This is a genomic window from Saccharopolyspora sp. NPDC045941 (genome assembly GCF_056431445.1).
In genome coordinates this window covers 37,242-61,297 of sequence record NZ_JBWKKU010000038.1, presented here as the reverse complement: position 1 = coordinate 61,297, position 24,056 = coordinate 37,242, and the positions used below count along the sequence as shown (strand labels likewise).

At 68.2% G+C, this 24,056-nt stretch carries 35 protein-coding genes; 31 read left to right on the top strand and 4 right to left on the bottom strand.

The window, feature by feature from the left end; genetic code table 11:
* The first annotated feature begins 26 nt into the window (after nt 1-26).
* The 20 genes from rplB to map all read left to right on the top strand — a co-directional run bounded on the left by rplB (nt 27) and on the right by map (nt 11,133).
* Entirely contained in the window at nt 27-860 is an 834-nt protein-coding gene (gene rplB, locus AC07FN_RS27795; protein WP_093265644.1) for a 50S ribosomal protein L2, read from the top strand.
* Between the two features lie 18 nt (nt 861-878).
* Nucleotides 879-1,160 carry a 30S ribosomal protein S19 gene (gene rpsS, locus AC07FN_RS27790; RefSeq protein WP_184476345.1) on the top strand — a complete coding sequence of 94 codons (282 nt, stop codon included), beginning with the start codon at nt 879-881 and terminating at the stop codon, nt 1,158-1,160.
* A gap of 43 nt (nt 1,161-1,203) precedes the next feature.
* Nucleotides 1,204-1,620, top strand: a complete 417-nt coding sequence (gene rplV / locus AC07FN_RS27785; RefSeq protein WP_093265641.1) for a 50S ribosomal protein L22 — start codon at nt 1,204-1,206, stop codon at nt 1,618-1,620.
* Complete coding sequence (gene rpsC / locus AC07FN_RS27780) at nt 1,620-2,459, top strand: 30S ribosomal protein S3 (protein WP_478398274.1); 840 nt, start codon at nt 1,620-1,622, stop codon at nt 2,457-2,459. The genes rplV and rpsC overlap by 1 nt, the downstream gene beginning before the upstream one ends.
* Nucleotides 2,460-2,462: 3 nt before the next feature.
* Nucleotides 2,463-2,882, top strand: coding sequence for a 50S ribosomal protein L16 (rplP, locus tag AC07FN_RS27775; protein ID WP_132493035.1), 420 nt, complete (start codon nt 2,463-2,465; stop codon nt 2,880-2,882).
* On the top strand, nt 2,882-3,124 hold the full coding sequence (gene rpmC / locus AC07FN_RS27770; RefSeq protein WP_093265636.1) for a 50S ribosomal protein L29: 243 nt from the start codon (nt 2,882-2,884) through the stop codon (nt 3,122-3,124). Before rplP ends, rpmC begins: the two co-directional genes overlap by 1 nt.
* Complete coding sequence (rpsQ, locus tag AC07FN_RS27765) at nt 3,121-3,396, top strand: 30S ribosomal protein S17 (protein WP_132493034.1); 276 nt, start codon at nt 3,121-3,123, stop codon at nt 3,394-3,396. Before rpmC ends, rpsQ begins: the two co-directional genes overlap by 4 nt.
* A 149-nt stretch (nt 3,397-3,545) precedes the next feature.
* On the top strand, nt 3,546-3,914 hold the full coding sequence (rplN, locus tag AC07FN_RS27760) for a 50S ribosomal protein L14 (RefSeq protein ID WP_010315405.1): 369 nt from the start codon (nt 3,546-3,548) through the stop codon (nt 3,912-3,914).
* Nucleotides 3,914-4,228, top strand: a complete 315-nt coding sequence (rplX, locus tag AC07FN_RS27755; RefSeq protein WP_132493033.1) for a 50S ribosomal protein L24 — start codon at nt 3,914-3,916, stop codon at nt 4,226-4,228. The genes rplN and rplX overlap by 1 nt, the downstream gene beginning before the upstream one ends.
* A 2-nt stretch (nt 4,229-4,230) precedes the next feature.
* Nucleotides 4,231-4,794 (top strand): 50S ribosomal protein L5, encoded by a 564-nt coding sequence (rplE, locus tag AC07FN_RS27750; protein WP_132493032.1) that lies wholly within the window; start codon nt 4,231-4,233, stop codon nt 4,792-4,794.
* A gap of 3 nt (nt 4,795-4,797) precedes the next feature.
* Nucleotides 4,798-4,983: a type Z 30S ribosomal protein S14 gene (locus AC07FN_RS27745; protein ID WP_010315398.1), complete on the top strand. Its 186-nt coding sequence runs from the start codon at nt 4,798-4,800 to the stop codon at nt 4,981-4,983.
* A 227-nt stretch (nt 4,984-5,210) separates the two neighbouring features.
* On the top strand, nt 5,211-5,609 hold the full coding sequence (rpsH, locus tag AC07FN_RS27740) for a 30S ribosomal protein S8 (RefSeq protein WP_478398273.1): 399 nt from the start codon (nt 5,211-5,213) through the stop codon (nt 5,607-5,609).
* A 16-nt stretch (nt 5,610-5,625) separates the two neighbouring features.
* Nucleotides 5,626-6,165, top strand: coding sequence for a 50S ribosomal protein L6 (rplF, locus tag AC07FN_RS27735; RefSeq protein ID WP_093265631.1), 540 nt, complete (start codon nt 5,626-5,628; stop codon nt 6,163-6,165).
* A 2-nt stretch (nt 6,166-6,167) separates the two neighbouring features.
* Entirely contained in the window at nt 6,168-6,569 is a 402-nt protein-coding gene (gene rplR / locus AC07FN_RS27730) for a 50S ribosomal protein L18 (RefSeq protein ID WP_235884041.1), read from the top strand.
* Between the two features lie 35 nt (nt 6,570-6,604).
* A complete protein-coding gene (gene rpsE, locus AC07FN_RS27725; RefSeq protein ID WP_132493030.1) occupies nt 6,605-7,216 on the top strand; it encodes a 30S ribosomal protein S5 in 612 nt (203 codons plus the stop codon).
* Nucleotides 7,217-7,221: 5 nt separating this feature from the next.
* Nucleotides 7,222-7,404 (top strand): 50S ribosomal protein L30, encoded by a 183-nt coding sequence (gene rpmD / locus AC07FN_RS27720; RefSeq protein WP_132493029.1) that lies wholly within the window; start codon nt 7,222-7,224, stop codon nt 7,402-7,404.
* A 1-nt stretch (nt 7,405) separates the two neighbouring features.
* Complete coding sequence (gene rplO / locus AC07FN_RS27715; protein WP_452616349.1) at nt 7,406-7,855, top strand: 50S ribosomal protein L15; 450 nt, start codon at nt 7,406-7,408, stop codon at nt 7,853-7,855.
* A gap of 375 nt (nt 7,856-8,230) precedes the next feature.
* Complete coding sequence (gene secY, locus AC07FN_RS27710; RefSeq protein ID WP_093265624.1) at nt 8,231-9,544, top strand: preprotein translocase subunit SecY; 1,314 nt, start codon at nt 8,231-8,233, stop codon at nt 9,542-9,544.
* Between the two features lie 172 nt (nt 9,545-9,716).
* A complete protein-coding gene (locus tag AC07FN_RS27705; protein WP_478398272.1) occupies nt 9,717-10,271 on the top strand; it encodes an adenylate kinase in 555 nt (184 codons plus the stop codon).
* Between the two features lie 70 nt (nt 10,272-10,341).
* Nucleotides 10,342-11,133, top strand: a complete 792-nt coding sequence (map, locus tag AC07FN_RS27700) for a type I methionyl aminopeptidase (RefSeq protein WP_478398287.1) — start codon at nt 10,342-10,344, stop codon at nt 11,131-11,133.
* A 167-nt stretch (nt 11,134-11,300) separates the two neighbouring features.
* Here the strand turns inward: map and AC07FN_RS27695 are convergent, their stop codons facing one another.
* Nucleotides 11,301-11,903 (bottom strand): class I SAM-dependent methyltransferase, encoded by a 603-nt coding sequence (locus AC07FN_RS27695; RefSeq protein WP_478398271.1) that lies wholly within the window; start codon nt 11,901-11,903, stop codon nt 11,301-11,303.
* Between the two features lie 216 nt (nt 11,904-12,119).
* Nucleotides 12,120-12,761: a class I SAM-dependent methyltransferase gene (locus tag AC07FN_RS27690; protein ID WP_478398270.1), complete on the bottom strand. Its 642-nt coding sequence runs from the start codon at nt 12,759-12,761 to the stop codon at nt 12,120-12,122.
* 378 nt (nt 12,762-13,139) lie between these two features.
* Here AC07FN_RS27690 and infA point away from each other — a divergent pair, with 378 nt between their 5' ends.
* The 8 genes from infA (at nt 13,140) to truA (ending at nt 17,831) form a co-directional block, all read left to right on the top strand.
* Nucleotides 13,140-13,361: a translation initiation factor IF-1 gene (gene infA / locus AC07FN_RS27685; protein ID WP_009948665.1), complete on the top strand. Its 222-nt coding sequence runs from the start codon at nt 13,140-13,142 to the stop codon at nt 13,359-13,361.
* A gap of 52 nt (nt 13,362-13,413) precedes the next feature.
* Nucleotides 13,414-13,527, top strand: coding sequence for a 50S ribosomal protein L36 (gene rpmJ / locus AC07FN_RS27680; protein ID WP_010315372.1), 114 nt, complete (start codon nt 13,414-13,416; stop codon nt 13,525-13,527).
* Between the two features lie 152 nt (nt 13,528-13,679).
* The gene (rpsM, locus tag AC07FN_RS27675; RefSeq protein WP_132493024.1) at nt 13,680-14,060 is read left to right on the top strand and encodes a 30S ribosomal protein S13; all 381 of its coding nucleotides are present in this window, start codon (nt 13,680-13,682) and stop codon (nt 14,058-14,060) included.
* A gap of 24 nt (nt 14,061-14,084) precedes the next feature.
* On the top strand, nt 14,085-14,489 hold the full coding sequence (gene rpsK / locus AC07FN_RS27670) for a 30S ribosomal protein S11 (protein WP_132493023.1): 405 nt from the start codon (nt 14,085-14,087) through the stop codon (nt 14,487-14,489).
* 23 nt (nt 14,490-14,512) lie between these two features.
* Entirely contained in the window at nt 14,513-15,118 is a 606-nt protein-coding gene (rpsD, locus tag AC07FN_RS27665; protein ID WP_452616352.1) for a 30S ribosomal protein S4, read from the top strand.
* Between the two features lie 151 nt (nt 15,119-15,269).
* Nucleotides 15,270-16,349, top strand: coding sequence for a DNA-directed RNA polymerase subunit alpha (locus AC07FN_RS27660; RefSeq protein ID WP_132493021.1), 1,080 nt, complete (start codon nt 15,270-15,272; stop codon nt 16,347-16,349).
* Nucleotides 16,350-16,398: 49 nt separating this feature from the next.
* Nucleotides 16,399-16,929 carry a 50S ribosomal protein L17 gene (gene rplQ, locus AC07FN_RS27655; protein WP_452616353.1) on the top strand — a complete coding sequence of 177 codons (531 nt, stop codon included), beginning with the start codon at nt 16,399-16,401 and terminating at the stop codon, nt 16,927-16,929.
* A gap of 65 nt (nt 16,930-16,994) precedes the next feature.
* Nucleotides 16,995-17,831 carry a tRNA pseudouridine(38-40) synthase TruA gene (gene truA, locus AC07FN_RS27650; protein ID WP_478398269.1) on the top strand — a complete coding sequence of 279 codons (837 nt, stop codon included), beginning with the start codon at nt 16,995-16,997 and terminating at the stop codon, nt 17,829-17,831.
* Between the two features lie 484 nt (nt 17,832-18,315).
* Here the strand turns inward: truA and AC07FN_RS27645 are convergent, their stop codons facing one another.
* Both AC07FN_RS27645 and eccE read right to left on the bottom strand, forming a co-directional pair.
* Nucleotides 18,316-19,047, bottom strand: a complete 732-nt coding sequence (locus AC07FN_RS27645; RefSeq protein ID WP_093265610.1) for a hypothetical protein — start codon at nt 19,045-19,047, stop codon at nt 18,316-18,318.
* On the bottom strand, nt 19,044-20,366 hold the full coding sequence (eccE, locus tag AC07FN_RS27640; protein ID WP_452637320.1) for a type VII secretion protein EccE: 1,323 nt from the start codon (nt 20,364-20,366) through the stop codon (nt 19,044-19,046). Before eccE ends, AC07FN_RS27645 begins: the two co-directional genes overlap by 4 nt.
* A gap of 174 nt (nt 20,367-20,540) precedes the next feature.
* Between eccE and eccB the strand changes: the two genes are divergently transcribed.
* The 3 genes from eccB to AC07FN_RS27625 all read left to right on the top strand — a co-directional run.
* Nucleotides 20,541-22,133: a type VII secretion protein EccB gene (gene eccB / locus AC07FN_RS27635; protein WP_478398268.1), complete on the top strand. Its 1,593-nt coding sequence runs from the start codon at nt 20,541-20,543 to the stop codon at nt 22,131-22,133.
* 247 nt (nt 22,134-22,380) lie between these two features.
* Nucleotides 22,381-22,692, top strand: a complete 312-nt coding sequence (locus tag AC07FN_RS27630) for a hypothetical protein (protein WP_478398267.1) — start codon at nt 22,381-22,383, stop codon at nt 22,690-22,692.
* Nucleotides 22,693-22,694: 2 nt separating this feature from the next.
* Nucleotides 22,695-24,056, top strand: a 1,362-nt coding sequence (locus AC07FN_RS27625; RefSeq protein WP_478398266.1) for a WXG100 family type VII secretion target, incomplete at its 3' end; no start/stop codon positions are given.

The following is a 24,056-nucleotide window of genomic DNA, read 5'->3' as shown; positions in this document are numbered from 1 at the left end:
CTGATTAGGACGAGGTTGCGTTAACAATGGGCATTCGCAAGTACAAGCCGACGACGCCGGGCCGTCGTGGCGCGAGCGTGTCCGACTTCGCCGAGATCACCCGGTCGGAGCCGGAGAAGTCGTTGGTGCGTCCGCTGAACAAGAAGGCGGGCCGCAACGCTCAGGGCAAGATCACCACGCGGCACAAGGGTGGCGGTCACAAGCGGGCTTACCGCGTGATCGACTTCCGCCGCAACGACAAGGACGGTGTGCCGGCCAAGGTCGCGCACATCGAGTACGACCCGAACCGCAGTGCTCGGATCGCGCTCCTGCACTACGCCGATGGCGAGAAGCGCTACATCATCGCGCCGAACAACATCAAGCAGGGCGACGCGATCGAGAGCGGTGCGCGTGCGGACATCAAGCCGGGTAACAACCTGCCGCTGCGCAACATCCCGACCGGCACCGTGATCCACGCGATCGAGCTCCGCCCCGGACAGGGCGCGAAGATCGCTCGCTCGGCCGGTGCCCGGGTGCAGCTGGTGGCCAAGGACGGCCCGTACGCCCAGCTGCGGATGCCCTCGGGCGAAATCCGCAACGTGGACGCGCGGTGCCGGGCCACCGTCGGCGAGGTCGGCAACTCCGAGCACGCCAACATCAACTGGGGCAAGGCCGGCCGCATGCGGTGGAAGGGCAAGCGCCCGACCGTCCGCGGTGTCGTCATGAACCCGGTGGACCACCCGCACGGTGGTGGTGAGGGCAAGACCTCCGGTGGTCGTCACCCGGTCAACCCGAAGGGCAAGCCGGAGGGTCGCACCCGCCGCCGCAAGCCCAGTGACAAGCTCATCGTCCGCCGTCGCCGTACCGGCAAGAAGCGCTGAGCAGGGAGGTAAGCAAACATGCCACGCAGCCTGAAGAAGGGCCCGTTCGTGGACGACCACCTGCTCAAGAAGGTGGACGCGCTTAACGAGTCGGGCAAGAAGACCGTGATCAAGACCTGGTCCCGCCGGTCGACGATCATCCCGGACATGCTGGGCCACACCTTCGCGGTGCACGACGGCCGCAAGCACATCCCGGTGTTCGTCACCGAGTCGATGGTCGGGCACAAGCTGGGCGAGTTCGCCCCGACCCGTACTTTCAAGGGCCACGTCAAGGACGACCGGAAGTCGCGCCGCCGCTGAGCCGGGGCTGTGACACGAACGAGTAAGAGCAAGGGGTAGCAGGATGACAGCCCGTTCCGACGACACTGCTGCGGAGTTCCCGCACGCAGTGGCGCGGGCCCGGTTCGTCCGCGTGTCGCCGATGAAGGCGCGCCGCGTGGTCGAGCTCATCAAGGGCCGGAGTGCCGCCGATGCCCTGGCCGTGCTCCAGTTCGCGCCGCAGACCGCCAGCGGTCCGGTGTCGAAGGTGCTCGCCAGTGCGATCGCCAACGCTGAGAACAACCTCTCCCTCGACCCCGAGACGCTGGTCGTGCGCCACGCGTACGTGGACGAGGGCCCGACGTTGAAGCGGTTCCGGCCGCGCGCGCAGGGTCGTGCGTACCGGATCCGCAAGCGGACCAGCCACATCACGGTCGAGGTCGAGTCTCGGCCGAAGGCGGCGACCAAGTCCCGAAAGAGCCAGAAGGGGAGTGCCCGGTAGTGGGTCAGAAGATCAACCCGCACGGCTTCCGACTCGGCATCACCACGGACTGGAAGTCTCGCTGGTACGCCGACAAGCAGTACTCGGAGTACGTCGCGGAGGACGTCAAGATCCGCCGGCAGCTGTCTCGCGGTATGGAGCGCGCTGGGATCTCGAAGGTTGAGATCGAGCGCACCCGCGAGCGGGTCCGCGTGGACATTCACACCGCCCGGCCGGGCATCGTCATCGGCCGCCGCGGTGCCGAGGCGGACCGCATCCGCGGTTCGCTGGAGAAGCTGACCGGCAAGCAGGTCCAGCTCAACATCCTCGAGGTCAAGAACCCCGAGTCGGACGCCCAGCTGGTCGCGCAGGGCGTGGCCGAGCAGCTGTCCAACCGCGTGTCCTTCCGCCGCGCGATGCGCAAGGCCATTCAGTCGGCCATGCGCTCGTCGCAGGTCAAGGGCATCCGGGTGCAGTGCTCGGGTCGCCTGGGCGGCGCGGAGATGTCCCGCTCGGAGTTCTACCGCGAGGGCCGGGTTCCGCTGCACACGCTGCGCGCGGACATCGACTACGGCTTCTTCGAGGCCCGCACCACCTTCGGGCGCATCGGCGTCAAGGTGTGGATCTACAAGGGCGAGCTGGTCGGTGGCCTGAAGCAGAAGCAGCAGGAGTCCGAGGTCCGTCCGCCGCGCGGCGGCGGTGACCGCGGTGACCGCGGTGGCCGTCCGGACCGCGGTGGCCGTCGCCGGGGTGCCGGTGGCGCGGACCGCGCTGCAGCTGACAAGTCCGCCAAGGCCGAGAAGGCCGCGGAGGGCGAGCAGCCGCAGGCTGCTGCGGCTGAAGAGAAGACGGAGGGCTGAGACGTGCTCGTCCCACGCAGGGTGAAGTGGCGCAAGAGCCACGCCCCGAAGCGCAAGGGCATGGCCAAGGGTGGTACCCGGATCAGCTTCGGTGAGTACGGCATTCAGGCGGTCGAGCACGGCTACGTGACCAACCGTCAGATCGAGTCGGCTCGTATCGCGATCACCCGGCACGTCAAGCGTGGTGGCAAGGTGTGGATCAACATCTTCCCGGACCGCCCGCTGACCAAGAAGCCCGCCGAAACCCGTCAGGGTTCCGGTAAGGGTTCGCCGGAGGCCTGGGTCGCCAACGTCAAGCCCGGACGCATCATGTTCGAGCTGACCTTCCCGAACGAGAAGACGGCGATCGAGGCGCTGACCCGTGCGGCGCACAAGCTCCCGATGAAGTGCAAGATCGTGTCCCGCGAGGGTGGTGACTTCTGATGGCAGCGGGTGTCACCGCATCCGAGCTCCGCGAACTCAACGCCGAGGAGCTCGTGCAGCGGCTGAAGGAAGCCAAGGAGGAGCTGTTCAACCTCCGCTTCCAGATGGCCACCGGTCAGCTGAGCAACAACCGGCGGCTGCGCACGGTCCGGCAGGACATCGCCCGGATCTACACGATCATGCGTGAACGCGAACTGGGCCTGACGGTTTCCCCCGAAGGCGCTGAGGAGGGCGCGGCATGAGCGAGAAAGGACAGGGCGTGGAGCGCAACCGTCGCAAGGTGCGCGAGGGCTACGTCGTCTCGGACAAGATGGACAAGACGATCGTGGTCTCCCTCGAAGACCGCAAGAAGCACGCGCTCTACGGCAAGGTCATGCGGCAGACCAGCAAGGTCAAGGCGCACGACGAGGCCAACACGGCCGGTGTCGGCGACCGCGTGCTGCTGATGGAGACTCGTCCGCTGTCGGCCAGCAAGCGCTGGCGACTGGTCGAGATCCTCGAGAAGGCCAAGTAAACGAAGGTGTGCGGCCGGCCGGCCGCCGGGAACCCTCCCAGCGGCCGGCCGTTCTCGTGCCGGAAGTTGACCGCGCGCGTCAGGTCGGAAATTTGGCGCGCCAGAGTGTGCCCGGGCCAGGTCCGGGTACTTAGGGTCAGGAGAAAGACGTGATCCAGCAGGAGTCGCGACTGCGTGTCGCCGACAACACCGGGGCCAAGGAGATCCTCACGATCCGTGTCCTCGGTGGGTCGGGTCGCCGGTACGCGGGCCTCGGGGACATCATCGTGGCGACCGTCAAGGAAGCCATCCCCGGTGCCGGTGTGAAGAAGGGCGATGTGGTCAAGGCCGTCATCGTCCGGCAGAAGAAGGAAAAGCGTCGTGCGGATGGTTCCTACATCCGTTTCGACGAGAACGCCGCGGTGCTGGTCAAGCCCGGTGGTGAGCCGCGGGGCACCCGTATCTTCGGTCCGGTCGCCCGCGAGCTGCGCGACAAGAAGTTCATGAAGATCATCTCGCTCGCGCCGGAGGTTTTGTGATGAAGATCAAGAAGGGCGACACGGTCGTCGTCATCTCCGGCAAGGACAAGGGCGCCAAGGGCAAGGTCATCAAGGCCATCCCGCAGGAGCAGCGCGTCCTGGTCGAGGGTGTCAACCGGATCAAGAAGCACACCAAGGTCTCGCGGACCGAGCGTGGCGCGCAGTCCGGCGGCATCGTCACCCAGGAAGCACCGATCCACGTGAGCAACGTGATGGTCGTGGACTCCGACGGCAAGCCCACCCGGGTCGGCTACCGCATCGGTGAGGACGGCAAGAAGGTTCGCATCTCTCGTCGTAACGGTAAGGACATCTGATCATGACTACCGCTGAGAAGATCGTCCCGCGGCTGAAGACCCGTTACCGCGAGGAGATCCGCCAGGCGCTGAACGAGGAGTTCGACTACTCCAACGTGATGCAGACGCCGGGCGTGGTCAAGGTCGTGGTCAACATGGGTGTTGGCGACGCCGCTCGGGACAGCAAGCTGATCGAGGGCGCGGTCCGCGACCTGTCGATCATCACCGGTCAGAAGCCGGAGATCCGCAAGGCCCGGAAGTCCATCGCGCAGTTCAAGCTCCGCGAGGGCATGCCGATCGGTGCGCGGGTCACCCTGCGCGGCGACCGGATGTGGGAGTTCCTGGACCGCCTGGTCACCATCGCGCTGCCGCGAATCCGCGACTTCCGCGGGCTGTCGCCGAAGCAGTTCGACGGCAAGGGCAACTACACGTTCGGCCTCAACGAGCAGTCGATGTTCCACGAGATCAACCCGGACAACATCGACCGCCCGCGTGGCATGGACATCACCGTCGTTACCACGGCCACCAACAATGAGGAGGGCCGGGCGCTGCTGAAGCACCTGGGCTTCCCGTTCAAGGAGAACTGAGCGATGGCCAAGAAGGCGCTGGTTATCAAGGCGGCGCGCAAGCCGAAGTTCAACGTCCGCGGCTACACCCGCTGCCAGCGCTGCGGTCGGCCGCGTGCGGTGTTCCGCAAGTTCGGGCTGTGCCGCGTGTGCTTCCGCGAGATGGCGCACGCCGGCGAGCTGCCCGGCGTGAGCAAGTCCTCCTGGTGACTGCCCGCCTGCTGGGGTGATACCGATTGACGGTACCCTCAGCAGGCGCTACCAGGGCTGATGCCCACGCTCCGCGGCGTAAGCCGTGCTTGCACGCGAATTGACAAGGGAACCGGCTGCTCGGCCGGGAAACCCCGAACTTCGTCCAGGCCAGGGCCCAGACGTCCACCTCAGGGTGGTGCGCGATCGGGGCCCATCGGAACCAGACGAGAAAGGTTGAGCAGGTCATGACGATGACCGATCCGATCGCAGACATGCTGACGCGTCTGCGCAACGGAAACTCGGCATACCACGACGAGGTCGTGATGCCGCACTCCAAGCTGAAGGCGAACATCGCCGAGATCCTCAAGCGCGAGGGCTACGTGTCCGGCTCGCGCGTCGAAGAGGGCGAACACTGCAAGCAGCTCGTCGTAGAGCTCAAGTACGGCCCGAACCGCGAGCGGAGCATCGCGGGCCTGCGCCGGGTCTCCAAGCCCGGCCTGCGGGTCTACGCCAAGTCCACCGGCCTGCCGAAGGTGCTGGGTGGCCTGGGCGTCGCAATCATCTCGACCTCCGGCGGTCTGCTGACCGACCGGCAGGCCATGAAGAAGGGCGTGGGCGGGGAAGTCCTCGCCTACGTCTGGTAAGGGAGGAGGAGCGGCTATGTCGCGCATCGGAAAGCTGCCGATCACCGTCCCCTCCGGCGTCGAGGTGACCATCGACGGCCCGGCGGTGACGGTCAAGGGCCCCAAGGGCAGCCTGCACCACCAGGTTGCCGAGCCGATCATCGTCGAGAAGGACGAGGACGGCGCGGTGCTGGTGAAGCGCCCCAACGACGAGCGGGAAAGCCGTTCGCTGCACGGGCTCACCCGCACGCTGGTGAACAACATGGTGATCGGCGTCAGCCAGGGATACCAGAAGAACCTGGAGATCCACGGCGTCGGTTACCGCGTGATGCAGAAGGGGTCGAACCTCGAGTTCGCCCTCGGCTACAGCCACCCCATCGTGATCGAACCGCCGGAAGGCATCCAGTTCGCGGTCGACGGCCCGACCAAGCTCTCGGTCAAGGGCATCGACAAGCAGCTGGTCGGCGAGATCGCGGCCAGGATTCGCAAGCTGCGCAAGCCCGACCCGTACAAGGGCAAGGGTGTCCGCTACGCAGGGGAGATCATCCGCCGCAAGGTCGGGAAGACGGGTAAGTGACCATGAGCGAGACGACAGCTACCAAGCGCAAGCCGGTGGGCAAGGACATCTCGACCAAGCGTCGGCTTGCCCGTGCCAAGCGGCACACGCGCATCCGCAAGAAGATCGTCGGCACCGCCGAGCGCCCGCGCCTCGTCGTGACCCGTTCGCTGCGCAACATCGTCGCGCAGGTCATCGACGACACCAAGGGCCACACCCTGGTCTCGGCTACCAGCCTGGAAGCCGATGTCCAGGCCTTCGAGGGCGACAAGAAGGCCAAGGCCACGAAGGTCGGCGAGCTCGTCGCCGCCCGTGCCAAGGACGCCGGCATCGACAAGGTCGTGTTCGACCGCGGCGGTAACGCCTACCACGGTCGCGTGGCCGCGCTGGCCGACGCCGCCCGTGACGGCGGACTGGAGTTCTGACAAGTGGCTAAGAACGAGAACGGAAGGGACGCCTGATGCCTGGACGCACTCGGCGTGAGGGCGGGGAGTCCGGCGGCAAGGACCGCCGGGACCGCCGCGACGGCGGCCGTGGCGGGGCGGCCCAAGAGAAGACCCCGCAGTTCGAACGCGTCGTGACCATCAACCGTGTCGCGAAGGTCGTCAAGGGTGGCCGGCGGTTCAGCTTCACCGCGCTGGTCGTCGTCGGCGACGGCGACGGCATGGTCGGTGTCGGTTACGGCAAGGCCAAGGAAGTTCCGGCGGCCATCGCCAAGGGCGTCGAGGAGGCGAAGAAGAACTTCTTCCGCGTCCCGCGCCTGGGCGGCACCATCACCCACCCGGTGCAGGGCGAGGACGCTGCGGGCGTCGTGCTGCTGCGTCCGGCCAGCGCCGGTACCGGTGTCATCGCCGGTGGCCCGGTGCGTGCGGTGCTGGAGTGCGCCGGTGTCCACGACGTGCTGAGCAAGTCGCTGGGCAGCGACAACCCGATCAACATCGTGCACGCCACGGTCGCCGCGCTGAAGATGCTGCAGCGCCCGGAGGAGGTCGCGGCTCGTCGCGGCCTGCCGCTCGAGGACGTCGCGCCGGCGTTCATCATGCGGGCCCGTGCGGCGCAGCAGGGGGCCTGATCGACATGGCACAGCTGAAGATCACCCAGGTGCGTGGTCTGGTCGGCACCAAGCAGAACCAGCGCGACACCATGCGCACCCTCGGGCTGCGCAAGATCCGTCAGTCCGTGGTGCGTCCGGATGACTCCAACGTGCGCGGCATGATCAACGCCGTCCGTCACCTGGTGACGGTCGAGGAGGTCGACTGACATGGTCATCAAACTGCACGACCTGCGTCCGGCCCCCGGCGCCAAGCGCGACAAGATCCGCGTCGGTCGCGGTGAGGGCTCCAAGGGCAAGACCGCGGGCCGCGGTACCAAGGGCACCAAGGCTCGCAAGAACGTCTCCCCTCGCTTCGAGGGTGGGCAGATGCCGATCCACATGCGGCTCCCGAAGCTGAAGGGCTTCAAGAACCGCTTCCGCACCGAGTACCAGGGTGTGAACATCGGTCGGCTCGTCCAGGCGTTCCCGGAGGGCGGCACCGTCGGCATCGACGAGCTGATCGCCAAGGGTCTCGTCAAGAAGAACGAGCTCGTGAAGATCCTCGGCGACGGGGATCTGGAGGGCATCAAGCTGGAGGTGACCGCGCACGCGTTCACCGGCAGCGCCCAGGAGAAGATCACCGCTGCGGGTGGTTCGGTCACCAAGCTGGACCGCTGACAACGGTTTTCCCACCGAGGGCCGGGCGACGACAAGTCGCCCGGCCCTCGGCCTTTTTCTCGATCAGGTGAAGTGCGCGGGGCGTTCCCGATCGGACAACTCGGACTTTCGGGCCCCTCGAATTGCGTTGTGACGCCGCCGATTTCGCAGATTCCGGGAACGCTGCCACGTGGTTTTCCCGGTTTTCGGGGAAATTGTGAATGTCTTTGTTCGCCAATGGCTGACGCCGTGATCAGCAGTGAGGCTTCGGTCGCCGTCCGTGGCCGCGTTCGGGCCTGCTAGAGTCGCCCCGGCAGTGCCGTAAACATCGGGTGCTGCGGAAATTGCCGCATCTTTCCCGGCCGGTTCCGACCGGCTCGCGTACAGGAGGTTCGCGTGCTCGGCGCCTTCCGCTCGGCTCTGGCGACGCCGGACCTGCGCCGCAAGATCCTGTTCACCCTGGGCATGGTCGTGCTGTACCGGCTCGGTGCCACGATCCCCGCCCCCGGGGTGTCGTACCCGAACATCCAGCAGTGCATCGAGGAGATCCAGGGCAGCGGTTCGCAGAGCGTTTACTCGCTGCTCAACCTGTTCAGCGGCGGTGCGCTGCTGCAGCTGTCGGTGCTGTCGCTGGGCATCATGCCCTACATCACCGCGAGCATCATCATCCAGCTGCTGCAGGTGGTCATCCCGCGCTTCGAGCAGCTGAAGAAGGAAGGCCAGTCCGGCCAGTCGAAGCTGACCCAGTACACGCGGTACCTGACGATCGCGCTGGCGATCCTGCAGGGCACCGGCATCGTGGCGCTCGCGGTCCGCGGCCAGCTGTTCCAGGGCTGCTCGACGTCGGTCATCCCGGACGACTCGGTGCTCAACCTGATCACCATCGTGGTCGTCATGACCGCCGGCGCCGCGGTGCTGATGTGGATGGGCGAGCTGATCACCGAGCGCGGCATCGGCAACGGCATGTCGCTGCTGATCTTCGTCTCGATCGCCTCGCGGATCCCGGCCGAGGGCGGCGCGATCCTGCAGTCGCACGGCGGCCTGGTGTTCGCCGTGGTCTGCGCCTTCGCCATCGTGATCATCGCGACTGTGGTCTTCATCGAGCAGGCCCAGCGCCGGATCCCGGTGCAGTACGCCAAGCGCATGATCGGCCGCCGGATGTACGGCGGGACCTCCACGTACCTGCCGTTGAAGGTGAACCAGGCCGGTGTCATCCCGGTCATCTTCGGTTCCTCGCTGCTGTACCTGCCGCAGCTGCTCGGCCAGCTCGCCGGCAACCAGGACACCTGGTGGGCGCGGTTCATCCAGACCTACATCGTGTCGCCGTCCAGCTGGGTGCACATCCTGCTGTACATGTCGCTGATCATCTTCTTCGCGTACTTCTACGTGTCGATCACGTTCAACCCCGAAGAGCGCGCGGACGACATGAAGAAGTTCGGCGGCTTCATCCCGGGCATCCGGCCCGGTCGGCCGACCGCCGAGTACCTGAGCTTCGTGCTGTCCCGGATCACGCTGCCCGGCTCGCTGTACCTGGGCGTCATCGCGATCCTGCCGAACTTCTTCCTCGGCATCACCGGTGGCCAGGGCGGGAACCAGAACTTCCCGTTCGGCGGCACCGCGGTGCTGATCATGGTCAACGTCGGTCTGGACACCGTGAAGCAAATCGAGAGCCAGCTCACGCAGCGCAAGTACGAGGGTTTCCTCCGGTAGGCTGGACGGTCCGGGCGCGCGTCGACGCATGCCCGGATACCCCATTGCGGGTGGGGCGACCTGGTGCGTCGCCCCATGCGTAGGGTGTGAGCGCGGCTGCCCCGATGCAGGTGGGCGCCCGCGGAGCTCGTCAGCAGTTGGCGCGCGATCGGATTGATTCGGAGGCAGACCCTTGGTGCGATTGGTTCTCGTCGGCCCGCCCGGTGCGGGCAAGGGCACCCAGGCAGCCGTGCTCAGCGAGCAGCTGGACGTTCCGCACATCTCCACCGGAGATCTGTTCCGCGCGAACATCGGCAACGCCACTCCGCTCGGCCAGAAGGCCAAGAGCTACCTGGACACCGGCGACCTGGTCCCGGACGAGGTCACCAACGAGATGGTGCGCGACCGCCTTTCCGACGAGGACGCGGCCAAGGGCTTCCTGCTCGACGGCTACCCGCGCACCACCACGCAGGCCGAGGTGCTGGCCGAGATTCTGCGCGAGCGCGGCACTGAGCTGACCGCGGTGCTGCAGTTCGATGTGCCGGAGGAAGAGCTCGTCACGCGCATGCTCGCTCGCGGGCGCGCGGACGACACCGAGGACATCATCCGGCGCCGGCTGGCGGTCTACCGGTCGGAGACCGAGCCGCTGCTGGAGTTCTACAGCGACCGGATCGTCAAGATCGACGCCGTCGGCTCGATCGAGGAGATCACGGCCCGCGCGCTGGAAGCGCTGCGCAACCGCGCTTGAGCCGGTAGGCCGGTCGCAGCGGCGGCCGGCCGGAACCGAAATCCGAGAAAGAATCCTGAAGGTGAGTGCCTTGTTGCGTCGGGGTAAGGGCATCGAGCTCAAGTCGCGGGGCGAGATCGAGGCGATGCGCGCCGCCGGCCTGATCGTCGCCCGCGCGCTGGCCGCGGTGACCGAGCACGCGAAGCCCGGTGCGACCACCGGTGAGCTGGACGCCGTCGCGGAGCAGGTGATCCGGGACGCCGGCGCGGTGCCGTCGTTCAAGGGCTACCACGGGTTCCCGGCGTCGATCTGCGCATCGCTGAACGAGAAGGTGGTGCACGGCATCCCGTCCCGCAGCGAGGTCCTCGCCGAGGGCGACCTGCTGTCGGTGGACTGCGGCGCGATCCTGGACGGCTGGCACGGCGACTCCGCGGTGACGCTGGCGATCGGCGAGGTCAGCGCGCAGGACCGAGCCCTGTCCGCGGCCACCGAGGCCAGCATGTGGGCCGGCATCGAGCAGGTCCGGGCCGGGAACCGGCTCACCGACATCTCCCACGCGGTGGAGACCGCGGCCCGCGCGGCCGCGAAGGCCGACGGCCTGGAGTACGGGATCATCGCGGAGTACGGCGGGCACGGCATCGGCACCCAGATGCACATGGAGCCGTTCCTGCCGAACCTCGGCAAGCCCGGGCGCGGCCCGAAGCTGCGGGTCGGCATGGCGATCGCGGTGGAGCCGATGCTCACGCTGGGCTCGGCGGAGACCGAGGAGCTCGACGACGCCTGGACGGTCGTGACCGACGACGGCTCCCGCGCGGCGCACTGGGAGCACACGGTGGCGATTACCGAAGACGGCCCCTGGGTCCTCACCGCCGCCGAGGACTGATCGGGTCCCGACGCAAGTTCCATTGAAATCGAAGGTTCGATTTCAATGGAACTTGCGGTCCTGCGGCGTGTCGGGCCGCGACACGCCGCAGGTTGTGGACAACTTGTTCGATTTCAATGGAAATCGAATGTCTGATTTCAATGGAAATTGCGCTTGGTCGGGTGCCGTCACTTCGGCCGGCGGCAGGCGTAGACGCGGGCCGGGGGCACGTTCCGCCAGATCGCGGTGCGCGGCAGCACCTCGTCGAAGGTGTCCTCCAGCGCCGACACGAACTCGCGGGTGGACGGTCGCCACAGCGTCGTCAGGTAGGTGACGGTGGTGAACACCCCGCCCGGCGCCAGCACCGAGACTGCCTGCTCCAGCAGTTCGCGCTGCTTGTCCGGCGGCAGCAGGGTCCACGGGATGCTGCTGATGACCGCGTCGACCCGGTCGACCCCGGCGGAGTCCAGCAGTTCGCGCAGATGCGTCACGTCGCCCGCGATGACTTCCAGCCAGGGCTTGGTGCGGTGCAGGTAGCGGACCATCTCCTGGTCGATCTCGACCGCGAGGTGCCGCGCGCCCTCGGACAGCCGGTGCTGGATGGGGCTGCTGAGCGCACCGGTGCCCGGGCCGAGCTCCAGCACCGTCGGCGTGCCGAAGCTGGGCACCACGGTGGCCACCGCGGCTGCGACGTGCCGGGAGGTCGGCAGCACGGCGCCGAACGTCGACGGCTGGCGGACCGCGCGGCCCACGAACGTCCAGTACTCGCGCAGCTTCTTTCGCTTGCTCACGGCTGCTCCTGCCCGTTCGCCGAACGCGGCGGTGGTAGCTGGTGCTTCCATCGCAGCGTCCCGCTGCCGTCCGCGGGTCGCAGCGCGTGGCAGGGCGTTTTCACGAAGTCGCGTTGCGGGGGTGCTCTCGCTCATGCGCAAAGCCTGCGCCCCCGTCGTGCCCGGCGGCCTCCGGGGTTGCCCCGGACGAGACCCGAGCCACCCCCTGTCGGGGTCTCAGCGCAGCGGCCGGCGGCAGATGTAGTGCAGGATCGGCGGGATGTTTCGCCAGGTGGTGTGGGTGATGATCTCGTCGAACGTGTGCGCCAGGCGGGCGCGGAAGCGGCGGCCGCCCGGCGTCTGGTCGGCGGGCAGGTAGGTCAGCGCCGTGAACGCGCCCTGCGGGGCGAGCGCCTCGGCGGCCTGGCGCAGGATGTGGTTCTGCGCGTCGCTCGGCAGCAGCGACCACGGGATGCTGCTGATGACGGCGTCGACGCGGTCGATGTTGTGCTTGTCGAGCAGCGCGAGCAGGTCGCTCGCGTCGCCGTGCACGATCTCCATCCACGGCTTGTGGGCCCGAAGGTGCTCGACCATGCCTTCGCCGAGCTCGATGCCGACGTGCCGGGCGCCCGTGGGCAGCCGGCGGTGGATGCCGTCGCTCAACGAGCCGGTCCCGGGACCGAGCTCGACCACGACCGGGGTGCCGGTGGTCGGCACCACCTGGGCCACCGTGGCGGCGACGGCGGCGGACGTCGGAGTCGCCGCCCCGACCATCCTGGGGTTGCGCACCGCGGTCTGGAAGAAGGTCCGGTACTCGTCCAGCTTGCTGGTCGAGTTCTGCCCGACCTTGCCGATCTGCTGGTCCTGCTGGGGCGTCACGCTTCTCCTCGGTTGTCCCACGGTGTCGGCCTCGACCCCGGTGTCGAGCGTGATCGAACGTAGTGAGGCTCGGAGCGCCCACGCAACCCGCCGCAGTGGTGCAGTCGTGCAGCGTGACATCAATGTTGCGCGGAGTGACCAAGGCGGCGTTGAGCTGCCCCGATGTGGAGTGCCCGATCGGCGGGGCGTACAGTGGAACATCGGCGCACTCGTAGCGCCGGTTCGTTGTGCCTGGGTATCCGCTTCCGAACATCCGGATCGGGTCGTCATCGGTGTTTCGGGCCGGGCTGCGGTGTGCCCGTCGCGGGTGCCGGGGCCTCCGGTGCACGCGGCGGGACTTAGGTCCGCAAACCGTCACCGTCACGAAACGCGGAGGACATGGGCAAGAAAGACGGGGCCATTGAGGTCGAGGGTCGGGTGATCGAACCGCTTCCCAACGCGATGTTCCGTGTCGAGTTGGAAAACGGCCACAAGGTCCTCGCACACATCAGTGGCAAGATGCGTCAGCACTACATCCGCATCCTGCCCGAGGACCGGGTCGTGGTGGAGCTCTCGCCGTACGACCTTTCCCGTGGGCGCATCGTCTACCGCTACAAGTGACCTCCACGGTGTCCGGGTGACCGGACACGCGTCCGAGCAGGAGAGCACGACCGTGAAGGTCCAGCCGAGTGTGAAGCGAATCTGCGACAAGTGCCAGGTCATCCGCCGTCACGGGCGGGTGCTGGTGATCTGCGACAACGCCCGTCACAAGCAGCGTCAGGGCTGAGCGCAGCACAGCGTCGCAAGGATCGAGAAGGAACTCCCTTGACCTGTCGGCCCTAACGCGGGCCGACTGACCCCCGGACCAGGCCGGGGCTCCGCACCAGTTGCGGGGGCGGCGAGGGAGCAGACCTGGAAAAACGAAGGAGAACCGGCCAGATGGCACGGGTCGTCGGCGTTGATCTGCCGCGCGAAAAGCGCATGGCGATCGCGCTTACCTACATCTACGGGATCGGCAAGACCCGGTCGAAGGAGATCCTCTCCGCGACCGGAATCTCGCCCGACGCCCGGCCGCGCGACCTCGATGACGAGCAGCTGACCAAGCTGCGCGACTACATCGAGAGCAGCTACCGGGTCGAGGGTGACCTCCGCCGCGAGGTCCAGGCCGACATCCGCCGGAAGATCGAGATCGGCTGCTACGCGGGGCTTCGGCACCGCCGGCACCTGCCGGTTCACGGGCAGCGGACGAAGACCAACGCCCGTACCCGCAAGGGGCCGAAGAAGACGGTCGCCGGCAAGAAGAAGGCCGGGAAGAAGTAAGCCTCGCTAGGAGTCAGCTAAGCCATGCCACCCAAGTCTCGCGCTGGTGCCGTCAAGAAGGTGCGGCGCAAGGAAAAGAAGAACGTCGCTCACGGCCAGGCGCACATCAAGAGCACGTTCAACAACACCATCGTTTCGATCACCGACCCCACCGGTGCGGTGATCGCCTGGGCCTCCGCCGGCCACGTCGGGTTCAAGGGCTCTCGCAAGTCCACCCCGTTCGCCGCGCAGATGGCCGCCGAGAACGCGGCCCGCAAGGCCGCCGAGCACGGCATGAAGAAGGTCGACGTCTTCGTCAAGGGCCCGGGTTCGGGCCGCGAGACGGCGATCCGCTCGCTGCAGGCCGCCGGTCTCGAGGTCGGCACCATCCAGGACGTGACCCCGCAGCCGCACAACGGCTGCCGGCCGCCGAAGCGGCGTCGGGTCTGAGGCGCGGGAAGGAGTAGACAAAGATGGCACGTTATACCGGTCCCGCGACCCGCAAGTCCCGCCGTCTCAAGGTTGACCTCGTCGGTGGTGACCAGGCGTTCGAGCGCCGTCCGTACCCCCCGGGTCAGCACGGCCGCGCGCGCATCAAGGAAACCGAGTACCTGCTGCAGCTCCAGGAGAAGCAGAAGGCGAAGTTCACCTACGGTGTGCTGGAGCGTCAGTTCCGCTCGTACTACGAGAACGCCAACCGGCGTCCCGGCAAGACGGGTGACAACCTGCTCCAGCTGCTGGAGTCCCGGCTCGACAACGTCGTGTACCGGGCCGGCCTGGCCCGCACCCGCCGCATGGCGCGTCAGCTGGTCAGCCACGGCCACTTCACGGTCAACGGCAAGAAGGTGAACGTCCCCAGCTTCCAGGTTTCGAAGTGGGACATCGTCGACGTCAAGCCGAAGTCCCTGGGCACCACGCCGTTCATCATCGCCAAGGAGACCTTCGGCGAGCGTCCGGTTCCGGCCTGGTTGCAGGTCGTGCCCTCGACCCTGCGGATCCTGGTGCACCAGCGCCCGGAGCGCGCGCAGATCGACACTCCGGTCACCGAGCAGCTCATCGTCGAGCTCTACTCGAAGTGACGCGTCCCGCCGGCGGCTCCCTTCGGGGTACGGCCGCCGGCGGCTCGCAGCCAGCGGTGGCGGTGCAGGAATCCGCCACCGGCCCGCGCTTCGCGGGCAACGCCATTCCATCGGCGTCAAATAGCGGGCGTCGTGAGGAAAGGAAAACGAAGTGCTCATCTCCCAGCGACCCACACTGTCCGAAGAGGCGGTGTCGGAGACGCGCTCCCGGTTCGTCATCGAGCCGCTGGAGCCGGGCTTCGGCTACACCCTCGGCAACTCGCTGCGTCGTACCCTGCTCTCCTCGATCCCGGGGGCGGCGGTCACCAGCCTGCGCATCGACGGTGTGCTGCACGAGTTCACCACGATTCCGGGTGTGAAGGAAGACGTCACCGACGTCATCCTGAACATCAAGGAGCTGGTCGTCAGCTCCGAGGAAGACGAGCCGGTGACGATGTACCTGCGCAAGCAGGGTCCGGGTGAGGTCACCGCGGCCGACATCGTGCCGCCGGCGGGCGTCACGGTGCACAACCCCGACCTGCACATCGCCACCCTCAACGCGAAGGGCAAGCTGGAGATCGAGCTCGTCGTCGAGCGTGGTCGTGGCTATGTCCCCGCGATGCAGAACAAGCAGACCGGCGCCGAGATCGGCCGCATTCCGGTGGACTCGATCTACTCGCCGGTGCTGAAGGTGACCTACAAGGTCGAGGCGACCCGTGTCGAGCAGCGCACGGACTTCGACAAGCTGATCCTCGACGTGGAGAGCAAGCCGTCGATCACCCCGCGCGACGCGGTGGCTTCGGCGGGACGCACCCTCGTCGAGCTGTTCGGGCTCGCCCGCGAGCTCAACATCGACGCCGAAGGCATCGAGATCGGCCCGTCGCCGGCGGAAGCCGACACCATCGCGGCCTACGCGATGCCGATCGAGGACCTCGACCTGACGGTGCGCTCCTACAACTGCCTCAAGCGGGAGGGCATCCACACCGTCGGCGAGCTGGTCTCGCGCAGCGAGGCCGACCTGCTGGACATCCGCAACTTCGGTGCGAAGTCCATCGACGAGGTCAAGATGAAGCTGGCCGGCCTTGGGCTCGCGCTCAAGGACAGCCCGCCCGGATTCGACCCGTCGGCCGCGGCGGCCGAGTACCCGTCCGAAGGCTGGTCCTCCGAGGAGACCACCGTCGGCGCGGTCGGGCCCGTCGAGGACAACGGCTACGACGACGGTCAGGACTACGCGGAGACAGAGCAGCTGTAGCTGTGTTGCGCGTCCGGGGTACACCGGCGCGCCCTGAGAGGAGCAACCGATGCCCACCCCGACCAAGGGTCCGCGTCTCGGCGGGTCGCCGGCGCACGAGCGGCTCATCATGGCCAACCTGGCCACCTCGCTGTTCGAGCACGGCCGGATCACCACCACCGAGGCCAAGGCGAAGCGGCTGCGGCCGATCGCCGAGCGGCTGATCACCAAAGCCAAGAAGGGCGACCTGCACAACCGTCGCGAGGTCATGAAGACCATCCGCGACAAGGACGTCGTGCACAAGCTCTTCGCGGAGATCGGTCCGCACTTCGCCGAACGCCCCGGCGGTTACACCCGCATCATCAAGACGATGCCGCGCAAGGGTGACAACGCGAAGATGGCCGTCATCGCGCTGGTGACCGAGCAGCTCGTCACCACCGAGGCGGAGGCCGCTCGCGGCACGAAGTTCGCCAAGGACGCGGAGGCCCCCAAGGCCGAGGCGACCGAGGCTCAGGCGGAGACCACCGAGGCCGCTGAGGCCCCGGAGGCGACCGAGGCCAAGGCCGAGGACACCGCTGCCGAGAAGAAGGACGAGTCCTGATTCAGGCACGTAGTACTGCTGTGGACGAGCCCGTCGCTCCCGCTGGGGAGGGCGGGCTCGTTCGCGTGCGCCTCGATTTGTCCTACGACGGAACGGATTTCTGCGGCTGGGCGACGCAGCCGGGCCAGCGCACCGTGCAGGGCCTGGTGGAGGATGCGCTGGCGAAGCAGCCGCCGGGGCGGTCGGTGCCGCGCCACGTGGTGGTCGCGGGGCGGACGGACTCCGGGGTGCACGCTTCGGGGCAGGTCGTGCACTTCGACGTCGTGCCCCACGACCCGGCCGGTGGCGGGCGGATTTCCGTTGACGAGCAAGGGATTCCGGACCTGGGCCGGATGGTCCACCGGTGGAACCGGATCCTGCCGCCGGACGTGCGGGTGCTGGGGGCCCGAGTGGTGCCGACGGCGTTCGACGCGCGGTTCTCGGCGCTGCGGCGGCACTACCGGTACCAGGTGTCGGACGCGCCGTGGGGCGTGGACCCGCTGCGGCGCCGGGATACGCTCGCCTGGAACCGGCCGCTGGAAGTGGCGGCGCTCAACGCCGCTGCGCAGGAGTTGTTGGGGCTCAACGACTTCGCGGCGTACTGCAAGCCGCGGGACGGCGCGACGACGGTGCGCGAGCTCCAGCGCTTCGAGTGGGAGCGGGTGGCGGAGCACCTGATCGTCGCGCGCGTGAGCGCGGACGCGTTCTGCCATTCGATGGTCCGGAGCCTGGTGGGCACGCTCCTGATGGTCGGCGACGGCCGGAAGGCCGAGCCGTGGCCGGCGGAGCTCCTGGAATCCACCACCCGGACAACGGCGGTGGCTCCGGCCCACGGTCTGACGCTGACGGCGATCGACTACCCGTCGGACGAAGACCTCGAAACCAGGGCCACCCAGACCCGGGCGATGCGAACCCTCCCCTGAGGTTCAGGCGGAGCGGCGCCTCCAATTTTGCCTGAAATTGGACAGGCTGACCCGTTCGGGGCTGGTCGTCTATCCACAGAGGACTCGATAGTCCGCTCGGAAACCTTGGGTGCACGACTGTCAACGCACTCGCCTTGGCCAACACCCCGGGTTGTTCACCCGCGTCGAAGCTCTCCAGGCAGGCCTGGCCGACGACGACCTGAAGAGCTCCGAGTGCCGTCGCGTGATCCACGGTGTCTACAGGACGTGCTGGCGGTGCCGGGCTCGGCCACGGTGCGCTACAACGGTTTCGGGCACGGCCTCTACCTGACCGGCAACGCGTGCACCATCGCCCGGGAGTTCCCGATTCGATCGCCGTTCGTCGTCGTTCGCTCGCGCAGCGTTCGGAATGAACAGCGGCTATTATCACTCGTTGTGCGCAGTGCCGGAAACGAAGAAGCCCCGGCCGTTTTGGCCGGGGCTTCTTCGTTGCTTGCCGGAGAGGTCAGTCGCCTCGGCGGATCGGGCCCAGGATTTCCTGTTCCATCGCCTTCGTCACCAGGCGGATCATCGTCCACGTCATGTTGCCGAGGGCGATCGCCTGGTCGTCCTTGAGCTGGGTGAGCTGTTGGACCTGGTGGCCGTGCAGGCTCCAGATGCGCTGGGCGAGCTGCGCCTGGTTCAGCGGAAGGCGCTGCAGGAGCACCAGGTCCGCCGTGTTCGCCGCGGTGCCGCTGCTGACCTGCGGGTGCAGGTAGGGCAGCACGTACATGGTCGTCTGCCACGGGGCGCGCGGCGGGAACAGCTCCTGCGGCACCGCGCCGCCGTCGTGGATCACCAGCAGCGGGGTGTCCTCACTGGACCGGGGCAGGTCGAACGGCGCCAGCCGCCGGATCTGCACCAGCGGCACCGGCTTCCCGTCCGGGGTCTGACCGGCCGCCCGCTCCAGCATCTTCCACGCCGCCGGCCGCCCGGTGGCGACGATCACCCACGCGCCGGTGGCCATCGCGCGCAGCGCCAGCTGGCGGGCGAGGTACAGGCCGCCGACGGTGACCATGCGGGTCGGGTGCGGCCGCAGCATCGACGCGGCCTGCGCGTTGCCCTGCGGGTCCGAGCCGATGATCACGCCGCCGCGGTCGGCGGACGGGCTGATCGCGTCCAGGGTTTCCGGGGTGACCAGGAATTCCGGTGCCGCGCCGCGGCTGCCCGGCACGTCGATGGTTCTGCTTCGGCTCATGCCGCACCTCCGAGCGGCAGCGTCGCCGCGTAGCCGGCCAGTTGCGAGCCGCGCAGCGGGGTCAGGGTCAGGCCGATGCGGTTGCTGATCGCCTTCAGCCGCTCGTCGGCGGTGTCGAGTTCGGCGGGGGTTCGGGCGCTGACCCGGACCAGGCCGCGCAGGCCGACCTCGTCCGCCTCGCCGACCGGCGAGATGGACAGCGCGATGCTGGTGGACAGCGCGCGGATCCCGGTGAGCACGTTGAGGCTGTCGTTCATCTGGTTCGGCCAGCTGGTGATGGCGTAGCTGGAGTGGCCGACGCCACCCGCGGTCACGCCGTCCCACCGCTCCTTGAGGCCCACGGGCCGCTGCGAACCGAGCACGTTGTGCAGTTCTGCCGAGGAAATCCCGGCCTGCAGCAGCTCGTCCGGGTCCAGCGGGCGGGTCGGAATGCCGCTGCGCTCCAGCGCGTTGCGCACTCGGGACAGCGCGCCGATGAGCGCCCGCTGTGCGCCGATGATGCCGCCGCCGCGCTCGCCGATCGCCTTGGCGCAGCGCTGCGGGTCCAGCCGCACCGCGATCCAGGTGGTGCGCCGCGCCGCCGCGGGCAGCCGACCCTGGACCTCGAGGTAGGAGTTCAGCGCCGGGGAATTCGACGGCAGCGCCGCGCTTCCCGGGTAGCAGTGCCAGATGACCTGGATCGCGTCGAGCACTACGCCGCGGTCCTCCAGGCACGGCGTCAGCACGCCCAGCGGCAGGTTCGGCGTGTCCTCGATGGGGTTCAGCAGCGACGGCGACGGCTCGGCCATCAGCACCGCGGTCCACTTGCCCTTGTGCCAGGACATCCCGACCGGGTTGCGGTCGTGGTCCTGGGCGCGGGAGATCACCAGGTCCTCGACGACCAGGCGCAGCAGCGCGACCCGGTGGTTCTCGTCCGGGCCGATGATGCCGTCGCCGTCCTTGTCCTCAGCCGGTTCCATCGCATCGACGCTGGCCGGCTGGGAAACGCGGGTGTGGTTGCGACCGCGGTATTCGAGCACCAGCCCGAACCACTGCGTGAACCAACGGCCGCGCCGCCGCAGCAGCGCGATGATGATGGACAGCAGCGCGATCCCGGCACCGACCGGCAGCAGCACCTGCACCAGGTTCAGCTTCGCGCCGATGATCGCCAGGATGAGCCCGATGGCGAGGCCCACCTCGATGAGCACGATGTTGGCCGCCGGAATGCCGCCGAGCGTCACGCCGTTGATCCGCCGACGGCGCGCGCGAATTCGAGCGCGGGGCGGATTGGCGGGCCCGGGAGCAGTCGGCTGGGCCGGATGTTGTGTGGTCACGGACATCCGTTCGGTCTCTCCCCCTCGCAGGTTGGTGCGGCGCACAGTGCGCTGGGACGCGTTCTGGAGTCAGCCGCCTGACGAGAATACTGACGGACTCGGTCGAACCGCACCCATTCGGTATCTCTCTGCGACTATCCTGCGAAACCGTACCTCGGACGGGAGAGCTGTAGGCGAAGAATGGCATCAACACCCACAACGAAGTCACAGGTTCAGGCGTATCGGTTCGTGCTGCGCCGCATGGAGTCGGCGCTGGTGCGCAAAGACGCGGTGATGCTCCACGATCCGATGGGCTCGCACAAGCGGGCCACGGTCGCCGGCGCGGTGCTCGCCGCGGTCGGCATGATCGGTTTCCTGGTTTGGGGTCTTTTCGGCGGCAAGGGTTCGGTGCCGGAACCGGGATCGATCATCATCGCGAAGGAAAGCGGCAGCGTTTTCGTCGTCACTTCCGACCAGCAGGCCCAGAAGCGGCTGATTCCGATGATGAACATGGCATCGGCGAAACTGCTGGTCATGGCCCAGGGTGGCGGCCAGGGCGGCGGCCCGGTGCCGACCACGACGGTGAAGCAGGCCGCGCTGGCGGACTTCCCGCGCGGCGCGCTGACCGGCATGGTCAACGCCCCGACCTACTTGCCGGACGCGAAGAACGTCGCCGAGCCGTCCTGGGCGATCTGCGATGTCGGCCAGGTCCGGGACACCCTCAACAGCGCCCGCGTCGAGGCGTCGGCGAAGGTGGAGACGACGGTCATCGGCGGTGACGGCAACCACGGCACGGAGATCGCGCCGAACCAGTCGCTGTACGTCAAGGACCAGACGTCCGGCCAGGAATACCTCGTCTACCGCGTGAAGGACCTGCCGGGTCGCGCGCACACCCACACGGTCAAGTCGAAGATCGACCAGACGGAGACCACCGTCATGGACATCTTCCGGCTGCGGGGCGCCACCCCGCGGACGATCAGCACGAACATGCTGAACGCGATCCCGGAGGTGCCCGCGCTGCAGGTGCCCACCGTGCCCAGCGAGGGCACGCAGCTGACCTACATGTCCCGCTACCAGGCCGGTGACGTGGTCAAGCGCACCGTGCCCGGCCAGCCGGACCAGTTCTTCCTGCTGCTGCCGAGCGGGAAGCAGGAGATCAGCGAGGGCGCGGCGGCCGTGCTGCACGCGTCGAAGACCAACAGCCAGGAAGTCCCGAATGCGACCGGTGCGGTCACCGACGCCCCGATCGCGGACACCTCCGAGCAGCTGAACCTGTCGGGCTTCCCGATGGCGGTGCCGACCCCGGTCACCTTCCAGCAGTCCGACACGTCGTGCCTGAGCTGGAAGAACGTCAACGGTGACCAGAACATCACGGTGACCGTGCACAAGGGCTCGCCGACGGCGAAGCCGCCGGTGAAGCTGGCCCAGTACGACGGTGCCGGGCAGAACGTGGACTACTTCTACATGCCGCCGGGCAAGGCGGCCGTGGTGCGCGGCGCGTCGAACGAGGCGGGCGCGGACAGCGGCCCGATCTTCCTGGTTTCCGACCAGGGCGTGCAGTTCGGCATCAAGGACGTCGCGACCGCGCAGGGACTCGGCGTGATCGGTGGCGCCGGGGACATCAAGGCCGGGCCGTCCTGGCTGATGCGGGTGCTGCCGAAGGGCGACTTCCTCGACCCGGCGAACGCGAGCCTGACCTACGACTCGGTCCCGGTGGGGCCGGGCGGGGTGAACCGCCCGCCGCAGAACCCGCAGCAACAGCAGCAAGCCGGAGGCGTCCAGCCAGGTAGCTGACGGTTCGCGGGTGGTCGTGCAGAACCACCCGCGAACCTGGAACCGAACTGGTCGGCTCGAACGTCCGAGGAACAAGCGATCCGCCCGCAGCCCACGGTGAGCTGCGGGCGGTTCGTTTTAGGAGCGGTCTGGCGAACTCGTCCTGCGTGGCGGTGCCGGTAGCGGAGCCCGCAGCGGTGCCGGTCGCGCAGGCGGGCTGAGCGGCTGGGCCGCTTGAAAGACAAGCGACCAACGTGGGAGGTGCCGGATGTCGGGGATCCGGATCGACGTCGAATGGCTGGCGACGTGCGCGCGCGAGGTGCGCGCCGCCGGCGAGGAGATAGCGGCCGCGCAGCCGGCCATGGCGGCCGCGGAGGTGACCCCGGAGGCCTTCGGTGCGCTCGGCCGCGAGGCGGGCGCTGCCGAGGCGTACCAACGGCTTTGCGAGCTGCTGCTGGACCAGAGCCGCAGAGCGGGGGAGGCGCTGACCCGGGCCGGTGATGAGCTGGGCGAGGTCGTGGACTTCCACAGCGGTGGCGACGACGACAGCGCCGTCGAGTTCCGGAAGCAGGAGGCGTGATCATGGCCAAGAGCCCCGAGGTGGCCGAACACCTCGACTACCTGTCCCGCGTCGCCGACGAACTGGACTTCGCGAACTCGATCCCCGCCGACCTCGCCGAACTGGTCGGCCGCCACGAGGAACTACTCGAAGCCGCGCAGGTCTGGCGCGAAGGCGCGGAAAGCATCGAGCACGCCGCGGAAGGCGTGCAGGGAAAGCTCGGCGGGATCGATTCGGCCTGGCAGGGCAAGGACGCCGACGCTTTCCTCGGGCACATCCGCGAGGTCGGCCTGGCGGGCCACGACCTGGTCGACACGATGCGCGCGCTGGCGGATGTGCTGGATCACACGGTGGATGCCCTGCAGTCGCAGTTCGAGGACCTGGGCGCGCTGGTCGCGGAGGCGGCGGACTCGGTGTCCGGCGCGCTGCTGGAGCCGGAAGACGGCCACAAGCGGGCGCGCAAGCACCTCGCGGAGCTGGCGCAGCCCGCGCAGGAACTGACGGAGTCCATTTCGGACAGTTATCGCGCGTTCGCCCGGTTCTGCGACGACGTGGCCGCGGGCCGCTCCGCGGGTCCGGCGAAGCTCGAACACCGGATGCCCGCCGAGGCCTGGGACTTCAACGCCCCGGCGGCTCCGGCGCCCGCCGATCCCGCCGCGGCCGAACCGGCCGCTGCCGGTGACGGCGAACCGGCCGGTGGTGCTGGTGGCGGCGCGTCCGGTGGCGGCGAACCGGCCGGTGGTGCTGGTGGCGGCGGTTCTGCCGGTGGTGGTGGCGCGGTTGGTGCTTCGGGCACCACGGTTGCCGGAGGCGCCGAGCAGGAGCTCACCCCGGGCGACACCACGCGGGCCGGGGAGCCTTCGGCGATTCCGCCTGCGGCCGCTGCCGCCGCCGGTGGCGCGGCCGTGGCGGGCGGCGCCGCGGCCGGTGGCATGTACGGCGGCATGATGCCGATGGGCGGAATGGCCGGCGGCCAAGGCGGTGGCCAGGAGCGCAAGAACCAGTCCCGGCTGAAGAGCAAGCCGGAGGAGCTGTTCGGCACACCGCCGGACGCGGCCCCGCCGGTCTTCGGCGAAACCCAGCGGGACAAGCCGGAACCGGCCAAGCCGACGACGCCGCAGTCGACGCCGAGGCTGGGCGTCCCGACGATCATCGAGCCGACGACGCCGCGCCCGTCGATCGCGGACGCCCTGCACCCCAAGCAGTCCGAAACCCCGAAACCGGCCACGGCCTCGGTGGGTGATGCGCCGTCGCCGAAGCCGAAGACGGCACCTGTGGTTGACGCCCCGTCGCCGAAGCCGAAGACGGCACCTGTGGTTGACGCCCCGTCGCCGAAGCCGAAGACGGCACCTGTGGTTGACGCCCCGTCGCCGAAGCCGAAGACG